8 protein-coding genes are annotated in these 13,880 nt (G+C 63.2%); all 8 read right to left on the bottom strand.

Translation table 11 applies throughout. The annotated features are described in order from the left end of the window. Positions 1 to 149: 149 nt before the first annotated feature. The 8 genes from recD to LGM20_RS04725 all read right to left on the bottom strand — a co-directional run bounded on the left by recD (position 150) and on the right by LGM20_RS04725 (position 13,737). Positions 150 to 1,994, bottom strand: a complete 1,845-nt coding sequence (gene recD, locus LGM20_RS04760; RefSeq protein WP_044524618.1) for an exodeoxyribonuclease V subunit alpha — start codon at positions 1,992 to 1,994, stop codon at positions 150 to 152. Beyond that, the gene (gene recB, locus LGM20_RS04755) at positions 1,991 to 5,527 is read right to left on the bottom strand and encodes an exodeoxyribonuclease V subunit beta (protein ID WP_032453971.1); all 3,537 of its coding nucleotides are present in this window, start codon (positions 5,525 to 5,527) and stop codon (positions 1,991 to 1,993) included. The genes recD and recB overlap by 4 nt, the downstream gene beginning before the upstream one ends. Then, entirely contained in the window at positions 5,524 to 8,409 is a 2,886-nt protein-coding gene (ptrA, locus tag LGM20_RS04750; protein ID WP_032453972.1) for a pitrilysin, read from the bottom strand. The genes recB and ptrA overlap by 4 nt, the downstream gene beginning before the upstream one ends. A gap of 120 nt (positions 8,410 to 8,529) precedes the next feature. After that, on the bottom strand, positions 8,530 to 11,907 hold the full coding sequence (recC, locus tag LGM20_RS04745) for an exodeoxyribonuclease V subunit gamma (RefSeq protein ID WP_044524619.1): 3,378 nt from the start codon (positions 11,905 to 11,907) through the stop codon (positions 8,530 to 8,532). 12 nt (positions 11,908 to 11,919) lie between these two features. Continuing rightward, entirely contained in the window at positions 11,920 to 12,243 is a 324-nt protein-coding gene (locus LGM20_RS04740; protein WP_023290895.1) for a prepilin-type N-terminal cleavage/methylation domain-containing protein, read from the bottom strand. Continuing rightward, complete coding sequence (locus LGM20_RS04735; RefSeq protein WP_044524622.1) at positions 12,228 to 12,635, bottom strand: DUF2509 family protein; 408 nt, start codon at positions 12,633 to 12,635, stop codon at positions 12,228 to 12,230. Before LGM20_RS04735 ends, LGM20_RS04740 begins: the two co-directional genes overlap by 16 nt. Beyond that, the gene (locus LGM20_RS04730; protein ID WP_032453975.1) at positions 12,632 to 13,189 is read right to left on the bottom strand and encodes a prepilin peptidase-dependent protein; all 558 of its coding nucleotides are present in this window, start codon (positions 13,187 to 13,189) and stop codon (positions 12,632 to 12,634) included. Before LGM20_RS04730 ends, LGM20_RS04735 begins: the two co-directional genes overlap by 4 nt. After that, a complete protein-coding gene (locus tag LGM20_RS04725; RefSeq protein WP_044524852.1) occupies positions 13,186 to 13,737 on the bottom strand; it encodes a prepilin peptidase-dependent protein in 552 nt (183 codons plus the stop codon). The genes LGM20_RS04730 and LGM20_RS04725 overlap by 4 nt, the downstream gene beginning before the upstream one ends. Between the last annotated feature and the right edge of the window lie 143 nt (positions 13,738 to 13,880).

The following is a 13,880-nucleotide window of genomic DNA, read 5'->3' as shown; positions in this document are numbered from 1 at the left end:
TGTCCCCTGCTACGCCTGGCCGGCACGCTGTCTGCGGCTCGCGGGTAGAATTCTGCTTTTCGCGTAGACCCTTTACCTCGCTGGCTCACCGATATGCGCCCAGCCGTCGAGGAGCGTCGTCACGCTACCCGTCGCCCAAACGCGGCATCTCAGGGGGCTTTGTGCCCGGCGAAGATCTCCGTCAGGCCGCTTCGCCGCTCGGTTCGCGTCACAATGGCCTGGGAGAGCACCTGCTCGTCGGCATAGAGCGACAACCGCTGTTTCGCGCGGGTGATCGCGGTGTAGACCAGTTCGCGCGTCACCAGCGGGACGCTGCGCGCCGGCAGGATCAGCGCCGCATGGTCGAACTCCGATCCCTGCGATTTATGCACGGTCATCGCCCAGGCGGTATCATGCTCCGGCAGGCGGCTCGGCTGCACCGACTTGATGGCGCCGTCGGGCATCAGGAACCACACCCTCAGCTCGCCGTTGCGCTCCAGCGCTATCCCGATATCGCCATTAAACAGTCCCAGCGCGCTGTCGTTGCGCGCGATCATAATCGGCCGGCCGTCATACCAGCGGGAGTGGCGCGGCAGGGCGATCGCCCGCTGACGGTTAAGCCGCTGCTCCAGCCGCTCATTGACGCCGCTCACGCCGTACGGCCCTTCCCGCAGCGCGCACAGCAGCTGAAATTCGCTGAAGGCGGCCAGCATCGCCTGCGGTTCCGCCCGCTCGCGGCGCAGCTGCAGGTAGCGCTCATAGCCCTGCTGTGCCGCGCCGAGCATGGCTTCGTACTCTTCGGTCGTGCTGAGGGGATGAAGCGCGATATCGTCAAACGGCTGGCGCAGCGTGGCCTTCACCTCCGCGCGCGCGCCAGCGTTCACCGCCCGCGCCAGGCTCCCAATGCCGGAGTGACTGCCGAAGCGATAGCTCTTTTGCAGCAGGCACAAGCTATCTCTCAGCGCGCCAGCGATAGCCCCCTCGCCTGCCGGTACCGGCGAACCGGTCAACCGGGTCAGCTCCTGCGCCCGCGCGGCGGTATAGCCCGAACTCGCCCAGGCGCAGATATCCCCCAGCACCGCCCCCGCTTCCACGGAGGCCAGCTGGTCGCGATCGCCGAGGAAGATCACCCGCCCGTGAGCCGGCAGCGCGTCGATGAGCCGCGACATCATCGGCAGGTCGATCATCGAGGCTTCATCCACCACCAGCACGTCCAGATGCAGCGGGTTGCCGGCGTGATAGCGCATGCGCTGGCTGCCGGGCTGGGCGCCCAGCAGACGGTGCAGCGTGCTGGCCTCGGTGGGAATCAACGCTTTCTGCGCGTCGGTCAGCGGCAGTTTTCTCAACGCCGCGCCCAGCGATTCGGTCAGGCGCGCCGCCGCTTTCCCCGTCGGCGCCGCCAGGCGAATACGACAGCGCGGACTGTCTTCAATCTGGATTAGCGCCGCCAGAAGTTTGGCCACGGTGGTGGTCTTCCCGGTCCCGGGACCGCCGGAGATCACCGAGATGCGGCGGGTCAGCGCCACCGCTGCGGCCACTTTTTGCCAGTCGGTTTCGCCGGTGGCAGGGAACAGAGCGTTCAGGGTTGACGCCAGCCGGGCCTCATCCATCTCCAGCACCCGGTTGGCTTCGTTGAAGAAGCGGGCGACGGTCAGCTCGTTGCGCCACATCCGGTTCAGATAGAGCCGGTCGCCGCATAAGATCATCGGCGCCGGGGCATCGCCGCCGCTCACCGCCGACGAAGCGAGCAGCATCGCGGGCCAGTCTTCCGGCGCGCCGGCTTCGGCCAGCAGCCGATCGCGGATTTCCCCCGCTTTCCCGCCGAGCGCCTCGTCGCCGCTCAGCCGCGAGAGCGGCAGGCATACGTGCCCCTCGCCGGCGTCCCGGCTCAGCAAGGCCGCCGCCAGCTTGACCGCCGGCGGGTCGTTTTGCGCCACCATCAGGGCAAACTGGACGTCCAGCGGCCGCAGCAGACGCTGCTCCACCGCCACCAGCAGTAGTTGTTCGAAAGTCATGAGGCCTCCTCCTGAGTTTCTCCGGCAAAAAGCTGATCCAGACCGTCAATCAGCGGTCGCACCGGCCGGGTGGTGAAGATCCCTTGCCCCCCCTCCTGCCCGTCCATGCCGCGCAGGAAGAGATAAATCACGCCGCCGAAGTGGCGGTCATAGTCGTAATCGGCCAGCCGGTGGCGCAGATAGCGGTGGAGCGCCAGGCTGTACAGCTGATACTGCAGATCGTAGCGGTGAGCCCGCATCGCCTGCTCCATCGCGGGCCGGGTATAGGCCTCGCGATCTTCCCCCAGCCAGTTCGATTTGTAATCCAGCAGGTAATAGCGGCCTTCGTGGCGGAAGACCAGATCGATAAAGCCCTTCAGCATACCGCGCACCTGACGGAAATCCAGCGGCGGCGTGTCGGCGGAAAGGGGATCGTACTGGCGGATAAGCGCGTCAAGGCGCTCCGCCGTCAGCAGCTGGGCGATGGGCAGGTAAAATGCCATCTCCACCTGTTTATCCCGCGCCGCAAGCTGATTGAGCGCGATATCCGGCCCCGGCAGACGGGTCTTCAGCACGCCCCCCAGCCAGTCGGTCAGCACCGGCGCCCACTGCGCGTCAAACCCGCTCAGCTGCAGTTTCTCCGCCATCCACCCGTCCGGCACCGGCTGGGTAAAGTCCAGCTCCTCAAACAGACTGTGCAGGAAGGTTCCCGGCGCGGCGCCGCGCGGAAACTGGTGCGGGGTCAGCTGCGGATCTTCCACGACTTCGCCGACGCCGGCGGCATCGACATCCAGACGCGGCAGCAGATCCTGTCCGCCGCTGAAACCATGCTGCTGCAGCCCGGAATAGCTGGTCACCCGCCAGTCGTCGGCGATGCGGCGCTGCAGCTCGCGCGCCGACAGCGGGGGAATGCTCGCCGCCGGCGCCTGCCACGGGGTCAGATCCAGCTCGCCAGGTCTCTGTAATGCAATATCGCCATGGCAGAAGTCCGCTAAACGCGCGGCCAGCCCGGCGGCATCCATGGCTTCGCCCGCCTGCAGCAGCCGCCCGAGGGCGCTCAGATGAAAATCGCTGTTGCCGGACTTTCGACTGCTGAGGGGCGCCACGCCAAGGCTGCAGTGCCAGACCGCGCGGGTGAGAGCGACGTACAGCAGGCGCAGATCTTCCGCCAGCCGTTCCGCCTCCGCCAGCTCGAGGCTGGCCTCATCCTGGCCCAGATCCAGTACCGCCGCGAACGTCTCGCGATCGTGATAGAACGCCTGGTCCTGTTTGCGAAACCGGGCGATAAACGGCAGCCAGACCAGGGGATATTCCAGTCCTTTTGACTTGTGAATAGTGACGATTTGCACGAGGTGCTTATCGCTTTCGAGACGCATCTGCTGGCTGGCGGCGTTGCTGTCCGGCTCGGCGATATGCTGTGTCAGCCAGCGCACCAGGGCATGCTCGCTTTCCAGCTGGCTGGCCGCCTCCTGCAGCAATTCGCTGATGTGCAGTATGTCGGTTAAGCGCCGCTCGCCGCCCCGGGTCGCCAGCAGGTTCTCGGCGATGTGCCGGGCCGTCATCAGCGCCCGCAGCATCGGCATCACCCCGCGCTGACGCCAGATCTGGCGGTATTCGCTGAACTCCTCCACCAGCGCGTCCCACGCCTGCTCATCCTGGTTGAGGTTTTCAATATCCAGCGCGGTCAGGCCAAACATTGAGGTCGCCAACGCGCTGCGCAGGGTATTTTCCCGCTCCGGGGACAACACCGCCTGCAACAGCCAGAGCAGCTCCTGGGCCTCCAGCGTCTCAAAAACGCTGTCGCGGTTGGAGAGGTAGACCGAGGGGATGCCCAGCGTCTGGAGCGCTTCACGCACCTGCGCCGCCTCCAGCCGGTTGCGCACCAGCACGGTAATATCCGAAGCCTGCACCGGGCGCGAGGTTTCCCCACGCCACAGCCGTGCGCGCCCCTGCTGACCGGCGCTCAGCCAGTCGCGGATCTGCGTGGCGCAGAGCTGGGCCATAAACGTCTGATAATCGCCGGCGCCAACGGTGTCGCCGGGCATCAGCCAGACGTTCATCGCCGGGACATCCGCTGCGTCAACGGTAAAGCGCAGCCCCTGGTTCTTCGCCGCCGACTTCACCGGCAGGAACGGTATCTCGCGAAACATGAAGGGGTTATCGCTGAGGCTGAACAGCCGGTTAACGCTGCCCACCATGCCAGGGGAGGAGCGCCAGTTGGTGTCAAGCGTGTAGTGCGCGGCAACGTCGCCGCGCGCTTTCATATAGGTAAAGATATCGGCGCCGCGAAAAGCGTAGATGGCCTGCTTCGGATCGCCGATCAGCAACAGCGCCGTCTCCGGACGCTGGCGCCAGATACGGCGGAAAATCCGGTACTGCTGGGGGTCGGTATCCTGAAACTCATCGATCATCGCCACCGGAAAACGCTGGCGAATGGCGCTGGCCAGCGCCTCGCCGCTGTCGCCGCGCAGCGCCTCGTCAAGCCGGCTGAGCATGTCGTCAAACCCCAGCTCGCCGCGGCGGCGCTTTTCGCGCGCGACCGCATCACGGATCTCGACCATCGCTCTCGCCAGCACCAGATCGGTGAGCGTCAGCGACGAGGCCAGCAGCGATTCGACGGCGCTAAACAGAGGATGCACGGGCGGTTCGCCACCGGCTTTGGTACGCTCAAGCAGAAACGACTGGGCAAATTTCTCCAGCGCGTCGGGCAACTGATAGCTCAACGTCTCTTCCTGCGCCCAGGCGGTCACTTTCTCAAGCCATTTGCCCTGGTTGCCGCGATTGAACTTCCGCCGGTCAAGGCCGGAATCTTCAAGCACGCCTTCGATCTCCCCCACCTGCTCGCGCCACTGCTGCTTGAGCGAGTCAATGCGGCCGATGATTTGCTGATGGCGTTCGGCCAGCGTCTCGTCGGCGGCTGGCGGCGACTTGAGCTGCGGCGCTTCGCCCTGCAGCCAGCGGTCAAGGGACTTCAGCAGGTCGCGCGGCCCTTTCCAGACGTCATGGATCACCGCCGCGATATCGCGGGTCAGTGGATAACAGTGACGGCGCCAGAAGTCGGCGCAGGCCTGATAGCGCAGGCGGGATTCATCCTCGATCAGCTGCTGCTCGAACAGCATGCCCGACTCGAAGGCGTTAAGGCTCAGCATCCGCTGGCAAAAACCGTGGATGGTGAACACCGCCGCCTCGTCCATCTGCCGTTCGGCCAACAGCAGGGTCTTCGCGGCATCGTCTTTATCGGCGATCTCCGCCAGCAGCGCGCTGTAGAGCGGGTTGTCGGATTCACCGCGCATACAGGCGATGCGCAGTTCATGGATGTTGCTGCGGATACGTCCGCGCAGCTCTTCGGTCGCCGCCTCGGTAAAGGTCACCACCAGCAGCTCTTCAACGCTGATGGCGCGGGGATAGGCGGCCTCGCCGCCCAGCCCCAGCAGCAGCCGCAGATACAGCGCGGCGATGGTAAAGGTTTTTCCGGTGCCCGCAGAGGCTTCTATCAGGCGCTCGCCCCTCAAGGGCAAGCGCAGGGGATCCAAAGACTCAGCGGTGTCGGTCATTCATTCTCTCGCATCAGGGGTAAGGATTGCTGCAATGCGCTGACGTTTTCCCACACTTTGCCGCCTGCCGGCTGGGCGTAGTCCGCTTTGCCATTCTGGCTACCGGAAATCTGGGACAATATCGTCATGCCCTGCGGATCCACCACCGTCTGATGGAAGAAATCGGCAAGTTTTTGCGGCGTCAGCAGTTTAATCTGAGCCACTACTTTATCACGTGAATCAAAACGCATATTACCGCGATCGAAATCTTTGCTCAGTTTCGATGCCTCTTCGCCCAGCGTCTGCGGCGCCTGCAGCATCTGGCTTATCACCGCCTGCTGAAGTTGGGCAAACTCTTCCGGCTTCATCGCCCGCAGCTTCGCCTCCGCGGTGGGGAAGAAGGCCTGGAACCGCTGCCAGAGGAAAGCCGGCTGCTTATCGCTACTCTGCAGCAGGAAGCCCATGCCCCACTGGCGCCCCACGTTCATCGGGAAGGCAAAGACCGCGTAGCCGAGCTGCTCTTCGGTGCGCAGCTGGTTGTAGAACCACGGCTGAATAATCTGTCCCAGCAGGGTGCTGGCGGCGGTGCTGCTGAACTCATCCACGTTGGGCGGCGCAAACACCGCGGCCAGCGCGGAGTCGGTGCTGTTGCCCGCTTTGTTGAAGATCGCCAGCTGCTGCCGGTTCACCACCACGTCTTTATTGCGGCACCATTCGTTGCCGTCAGCGCCCAGCTGCTGCTGGATCTGGCGAGCCAGCGTCGTGGCGGCATCGGCGGACATATTGCCGATCACCATCAGTTCAGGGCGCCCCTTGGTTTTCAGGTTGGCGCGGTAGTCGAGCACTTCCTGCAAGGTGATGGAAGGCAACAGCGCCCGGCGTACTTCGCGCTGGAAATACGGTACCTGGGAGACCATCTGGATCGGCATTATCGCCTGATCGTAGGCTTTGCCCTTCTCAGCGGAGTCCATCATTTGCGCATACCAGGATTTGGCCTGCTCCAGCTGCTCCTCGGTCGGCGTATAGCTGAAGTATCCCTGCAGCAGGTCGCTGAACAGCGCCGGCAGGTGCTGGGTGTAGCCGTTGGCATTGACCATTAACCCGTTATTGGCGCCGGTGGAGAACGAAATGCCGCCGACCGCCGCCTGGTTACTGAGCTGATCGAGGGCGATGCCGGCGAGATAATCGTTGAGGGCAAACATCACCTGCCGGCGAGCGCTGTCCATCGCCTGGGGATTACGCAGCACAAGAGAGATATCCGCCTTCGGCTCGCTGGCGAAATACTGGCTCGGGGCATAAACCACCCGCAGGGTCGGCTCATCGAGGATCAGCTGAGGGTGCGGCCAGGCTTTATCGCTTTTGATGAGGGTGAAATCATCCGGAATATAGGGGTTGAGCGCCGGCAGCTGCAGCTTGATCGCCTGCGCTTTTTGCTGCCAGTCAGCGAACGTCTGCTCGCCGATCTTATCCACCTGATACGGCGCATCGACAAAATAAGCGGTCTTGTTATGCGGTTCCTGCGGGCTGATATACCAGATGCGCGCGTTCTGCGGAGTCATCATCGCCAGCCGGTCTTTGATCGCCTGCGGGTCGTAGCGATCGGCAATGTTGACCACGTCCAGCGCATGCTCGACCGGCACCCGGATCATGGTATCTGCCAGCCATTCCACGTAATCCATGTCGCGGTTGATCGACGGATAGCGGAAATCCAGCGCCAGCACATGCGCCAACTCGTCAAAGTAACGTTTGTCGACACCCTGAGTACGCAGGAGGTTGAGGTAGCTGAATATGGCCGCCGTCACTTCGTCGCGGTGCGCCAGGCCTTTATCGGTGAGGGTGGCAGAGATCGCCAGCACGCCGCTGTTGCCGTTCACCACCGGATCAGAATCCGCGCGGATACCTTCCGCCAGTCCCTGCTTTTGCAGCCAGTCGGAGAGCGTCCCCGGGCTGCGGTTGCCGATCAGGTAAGTGACCAGTTCATCCGTTTTGCTGCGGAAACGATCGCTGTTGTTGTCGATGCGAAACTCGACGCGCAGCACTTTACGCGGCATCGCCGGCACATAGTGAATAATAATGCCTTTTTGCGCATCGGTTACCACCGGGACGCTTATTTCCGGCCTGCTGATGTGACGATTCGGCACGCGGCCAAAGGTGTCAGCGGCCATGCGCGCCAGCTCCGGCAACGGCTTGTTGCTGTAGATCACCGCTTTCATCAGGTTGGCGGAGTACCAGCTATCGCGGAAGGTGTGCAGCGCATCAAGAACCGGGTTGCCAGGCTTATCGCTGAGCGTCTCGAGGTTGCCGCCAGAGAAGTGGGCCGCCGGGTGAGCCGGGTTAATGGTTTCTGCGCTGACCTGGGCCATGCGCATCCCGTCTCGCGTCCGGGCCATCGTCAGCTCGGCGTTGACCGCGTTACGTTCGCGGTCGGCATATTTTTTATCCAGCAGCGGCGCAGCGATGGCGTCGGCCAGCCGGTCTACGGCCCCGTCCAGCGCATCATTCTCCACTTCGAGATAGAACGCGGTGCGGTAGGGCGCGGTGCTGGCGTTATGGCTGCCGCCATGCAGCTTAAGAAACTCTGCAAGGCTGTCAGGCTGGGGATATTTTTGCGACCCCATCAGCGTCATATGTTCCAGAAAATGCGCCAGCCCCTGATGATCGGCCGGATCCTGCAGGGATCCCACCGGCACCACCAGCGCCGACAGCGATTTCACCGCCTGCGGATCGGAAACCAGCAGCACGACCATGTCGTTATCAAGACGGATCGCCTGATACTGACGCGTATCTTTTTCGCTTTTGCGGATCGTCTCCTGAACAGGCTGCCATCCGGTGTCGGCTTGACTCAACGGCGCCCAGAGGGCGGCCAGCACTACAAAAACCTTGAACCATAAACTGCGGGGCATTCACGAACCTCATCATTAACAAACTTGCGCTGCACGGCGTGCAGCCTTTTATGTCCATCAGTCCGTGATACGTTGCGCATAATAAATGAACCGCCATTCACTGCGCAATTTTTATACTATTTAAATTTGTGTGGACTGATGGTAACGATATAGCGGTAACAGATAACGCTGCGTCTGGGCAATGATTTCTTCGTAATGCGCCGGCTCCAGCGAACGCCACAGGCGTTGATACCAGATATCGGCGCCCTCCCCGCTGACCACCATGTTACCTTCGTAGGTCTGCAGGAATTTGCTCCGCGCTTTCTGCTGCGTCTCTTCGTCCATTACGATGACATCCTTTTCGGCGTCATAACAGGCTTTCAGCCAGGCGCCACCGCTTTCCGGCAGCAGCAGCAGCGGCTGCGACATCCCCAGCAAATAGCCATCCACCAGCTCATTAAGGTACGCCTGCGCCTCGGCGGGCGCCAGCGGCGGAAAACGCCACTCTCCCTCTTTACGCACAAACAGCCGGCTCTCGCCGGTGCCGCCGCTGGCACAGTAGACAAGGTGTTCCAGCCAAAGTTGCATCCCCTGGGAGACGCTCAGCAGCGAAGGCCGCCAGCGCAGCAGCCCGTCCGGCTGCACCTGCTGCAGCCAGCCGGTCAGATTTACGCCGCCGCACTGGAGATCGATCTCCATGCTCTGCGCCTGCTGGCGCTCGGCTTTCACCCGCTCGGCCAGGGCCTGCATCTCCAGACGCTGCGTCTCCCACACCAGCTCGCCAAAGGCGCCATACGGCAGCTCGCCGGCGGCGCGGAAGCGGCGGAACATGGCCGAGGCGTCCTGTTCCTCGATAAGGGTATTGAGCAGTTGCTGGTTCAGTTGATAACGGCTCAGCCCTTCCAGGGTGAAGGGCTCGTCATCGGGAATATCATCCTCTTCCGCACGGAAATTGACCCGCAGACGCTGCTGAAAGAACGCGCGAACCGGGTGCTGCCAGAAGCGCAGGAGCTGCTCGAACGGCAGGCTGTCTATCGGCGGCGGGGTAAGCGGTTGAATGAAGTCGCTATGCGCCTCACCCTGCTGGCCGGCGGCAGCCAGCCATTCCCGGGCGTAGCTCTTGTTCTCGTCCTCCTGGAAATTGGCGATGTCGAACGGCATGCGGGTATGCAGGTGAGTGATGTGGGCTTTAACCCGCGCCTCGCTGGTGTCGCAATCAAGCTCCTCGTCGCCGGCGAGACAGTGGCTCTGGCCGATGTAATCCACCAGCTCCTGCACCAGCACCGAGGGAAAGCGCTCGCTGTTGTCCTGGATAGAACGGCCGATGTAGCTGATATACAGCGTCTGTTCGGCGGACATCAGCGCCTCAAGGAACAGGTAGCGGTCATCATCGCGCCGGCTGCGGTCGCCGCGCTGCGGCTTCTGGCTCATTAAATCAAAGCCCAGCGGCGGCAGCGTTCGCGGATAAACCCCATCGTTCATCCCCAGCAGGCAAACCACTTTGAAAGGAATAGAGCGCATCGGCATCAGGGTGCAGATGTTGACCGGGCCGGCGAGAAAGCGCTGGCTGATCCGTTGTTGATCGAGGCGCTGGGCCAGCTCATCGCGCAGCAGCGTCAACGGCACCTGGTCGCCATACTGCGCTTCCAGACCGCTATCAATCACCGCCAGCCACTGCTGCTCAATCAGCGCCAGCGCCGCTTCGGTCTCGCTGTCCGGCAGGAAAAAGTCATTCAGCAGATCGCGACAGACCGGCAGCCACTCCGCCAGCGGCCGCTGCTGGGCGAGACCGCGTCGCCACAGGTTAAGCTGCATCAGCAGCGATGCGAGGTTACCCACCAGTTCGGCGATCAAACCACTGGATTCGTCATAGGGCAGCACCGACTGCCATTCGCCCTCCCGGCTGTCCATCGCGTAGCCCAGCAGCATGCGGGTAAGGCCGAACCGCCAGGTGTGCTGGCCGGTCGCCGGCAGGTCAAGCTCACGGACGTTGTCGTCATCCATTCCCCAGCGGACCCCGGACTCGTTGACCCACTGGCGCAGGTAGCGCAGCCCCTCTTCGTTGATGTTAAAGCGCGCCGCCAGCACCGGCACGTCCAGCAGCGCCAGCACATCTTCGCTGGCGAAGCGGCTGTCGGGCAGCGAGAGCAGCGTGATAAACGCCTGCAGCACCGGGTGCGACTCCCGGGCGCGGCGGTCGGAGATCGCCCACGGCAGCCAGCGGTCGCCGCTGGCGGCGCCAAACACCGCCTGTATAAAGGGGCTGTAGCTATCGATATCCGCCACCATGACGATGATATCCCGCGGCGTGAGCGTCGGATCCGCCTCCAGCATCGCCAGCAGCCGATCGTGCAGAACCTCCACCTCACGCTGCGGACTGTGGCAGACGTGAATGCTCAGGCTGCGGTCGTCCTGCGCCAGCGGACGTTTGTCGCGACTGTGAGCGAACGCCTCTGCGCTCTGCCCGGCCACCGCCGCGTTGCGCAGTTCGAGGATATCCGACTGCAGGTTATGCAACAGGTTATCAGGAACGATATCGACAAAGGCGTCCAGCTCCTCATAGCGCTCCAATCCCGCCAGCAGGTAGATATAGTCGCGTCCCAGCTTGCCCCAGGAGGCGAGCAGCGGGTTGCCGACATCCTGCTCCCCGGCGTCATTAAACAGCCCTGGCGCCTGCCCGGCGTCGCGGAACAGGGGCAGCGCGCGCGCCTCGCGGTGATGGCGTCGCTGACGCGACAGTAGCTTCGCCAGAAACGCCGGATCTTTAATATCTCCCCAGTAGTAGCGGCAGGGGTTGGTGAACAGCACATAGACATCGACATGCTTACCCAGCGCCTGCAGCGCCTGCAGGTAGACCGGCGGCAGCGCGGAAATTCCACAAATAAAGACGCGCGACGGCAGCCCGGCGGGAGGTTCATCTGCCTTTTCCAGGGCGCTGATAAAGCGCTGATAGAGATTGGCGCGGTGCCACTGCGGCTGACCGAGCTCGGCGGTATAGCGCACCAGCGCTTTCCACAGCGGCGCCTGCCACTGCTGGGCGTCGCCGAGGCCGTCAACCCGCTGGTCGGCCTCCCAGCGCATCAGCCATTCCGGGCGATAGACCAGATACTGGTCATAGAGGTCCGCTACCCGGGCGGCCAGCTGAAACAGCTTGCGTTTGTCGCCGTCATCGCTCAGATACTGGCGCAGCAGGATAAAATCGTCTTCTTCCAGGTGCTGCGGCAGGAGAGTCATCAGCTTCCAGCTCATGCTCTGCTTGCTGAAGGCGCTTTCGCCAGGGATATCTTTCAGGACGCGCACGAACATATCCCAGATAAAGCTCGCCGGCAGCGGAAACTCGATGTTGGCGGCAATTCCGAAGCGCGAGGCCAGGGTCATCTGCAGCCACTGCGCCATACCGGTACTCTGCACCAGCACCATTTCAGCCTGAAAAGGGTCATCCAGCCGCTGGCGCTCGACGATAAACTCCATCAACGCCTCGAGAACATCCAGCCGGTTTGAGTGGTATACCCTTAACATAATTGCTCCTGACTACTGGCTGACCGGGCAATGCAGCCGGGTCATCTGCGCCCGCTTTGCAACGGGCATACTGATCGTTACCGTGATGCTGACACATCTTTGCGTCGATGTCTGCATACGGCTTACCTGCTCGCCTGCCGGCGGAGGCGGCGCGGAGAGCTGGCTATAGCGCCAGGCGTCGCGCCATAGCTGACGCGTCTGGTTCAGCTGGTGGACCCCTTGCGCCATTCCGCGCTGATAGCCGCCCAGCGCGGCGACCGTCAGCACCATCAGCGCCATCGCCAGCACGGTCTCCGGCAGGCTAAAACCCCGCTGGCGCTTCATGGCATTTGACATAAGCTCACCTCCCTGAGCGGGCAAAAATCGCTCCAGCCATGGGCGGAGAAACGCACCTGCCCGCCGCGCACCTCGCCGGACTGCCAGACCTGCACCTCGCCGCTGGCGCTGCTGAGCAGCAGCGAACCGTCGTCGAAGATGCGCAGACAGGCGCGCCAGCCCTGCTGCGCCTGCTCGCGGCAGGCCAGCGGCGCCTGTGTCGACCAGGCCTGCTGTTTTCCCCACTGTAGCGCCGAATGGGCCACAGCCGTATCGCGGATCGCCTGCGTTTCGCTGGCGGTTTGCGCCAGCAGCGCCCACTGCTGCAGGTTAAGCCCCTCAAGCAGCAGGCTACCGAGAGTCAGCAACAGGAGCACCATCAGCAGCGACGACATTCCACGCTGGCGGATCACAGGTTATACCCCGTCACCCGCTGCTCCACCTCGGCCGCCAGACCCGCCTGCCGGGCAGAGCGCGCCGCCAGCGTCACGATCAGCTCCGGCGCGAAGCCCTCGGTCAGCAGACGCTGCGCCGCAAAGCGCGTCACCACGATAGCGGCCGGATTGGTGATTTTCTCCCATCCGCTGCCGCGGCAGTCGCTGGCTCCGCGCAAAGTCTCCAGCGCGCCGTCGCGCAGGCGAAAGCCGGTGCTCTCCGCCGCTGCCGCAGGGGAGGTTTCCCATGTCCCATTGCTGTTCGCGTCCCAGCGCACAATCAGGCACTCGCCGTCGGCGGCAAGCTCCAGTCCGGCTCCGCCGCACGCTCCCCGGCAGTATCCGGCGCGCTGCAGATGTTTACCCACGGCATGCACCCGCTGCCACAGTTCGTTCTCCAGGGCCAGCTGTTCGCCCTGGCGCAGAATATGGCGCTGCAGGGCGGGTAGAAAGCGGCAGGCGCCAATCAGCAGCAGCGAGCCTATCGCCATGGCGATAAGCGCCTCCGCAAGGGAAAATCCGCGGCGGCTCACTGGCACCCTCCCTCGCTGTCGCTGCGGCATAAACGAATCCGCCCCCAGTGTGAAATCACAATGCTCCAGCTGCCGGCCTCGCTCTGCAGCCGCAGATTCCCCGCCCAGGCGGTGCTGCGCAGGCCGTAGAATCCCAGGCCAGGCGTGACGCCTGCCAGCGAGATCCCCGGCCAGCGCGGGCGCAGCGTTAAGGTCGACCCGGAGGCGCACGCCGGCGCCTCCCCCTGCGCACTCAGGCACCAGCCCTCTTCATCCTGGCCGACGCGAAGCACGCGGTCCCGGTTGTAGGCGTTGGCGTCATCGCGCAGGAAGACCAGGAAATCCCGCACCTGGACGGCGGTTTGCCACAGTCGTTGCTGCTGCTGCCAGCGCTGCCAGCCGTACAGGCCGCCGACGCTGAGGATCATCATTAACGTCAGCGTCACCAGGGTTTCCATCAGGGTATAGCCATGTTCTCTGTTCATGGCGCAGAGTATGCCGCGGCGGTTAGCCCTGGCGCGACGACGGAAAATAGCTTTCCCGGCCAGACACGCAAAAAAGGTTTGTATGATCAACAGCAGAACATTTTTTTGCGAGCCTCTTTCCAACATTCCCGCCCACAACCGCCTGTGGCCAGAGGGCGGGATGAAGCGTTCCTATCCTAATGGCGACGAGGGCTGCCACCCCATTCAGGTGGTGAAAACGGCATAAA

The organism is Klebsiella quasipneumoniae subsp. quasipneumoniae (genome assembly GCF_020525925.1).
Taxonomy (GTDB): Bacteria; Pseudomonadota; Gammaproteobacteria; order Enterobacterales; family Enterobacteriaceae; genus Klebsiella; species Klebsiella quasipneumoniae.
This window is presented reverse-complemented; position numbering and strand designations above follow the sequence as displayed.

Bases quoted from the DNA above. Each gene is read 5' to 3' on its own strand.
- recD (WP_044524618.1), bottom strand. From the start codon at position 1,994: ATGACTTTCGAACAACTACTGCTGGTGGCGGTGGAGCAGCGTCTGCTG.
- recB (WP_032453971.1), bottom strand. From the start codon at position 5,527: ATGACCGACACCGCTGAGTCTTTGGATCCCCTGCGCTTGCCCTTGAGG.
- ptrA (WP_032453972.1), bottom strand. From the start codon at position 8,409: ATGCCCCGCAGTTTATGGTTCAAGGTTTTTGTAGTGCTGGCCGCCCTC.
- recC (WP_044524619.1), bottom strand. From the start codon at position 11,907: ATGTTAAGGGTATACCACTCAAACCGGCTGGATGTTCTCGAGGCGTTG.
- LGM20_RS04740 (WP_023290895.1), bottom strand. From the start codon at position 12,243: ATGTCAAATGCCATGAAGCGCCAGCGGGGTTTTAGCCTGCCGGAGACC.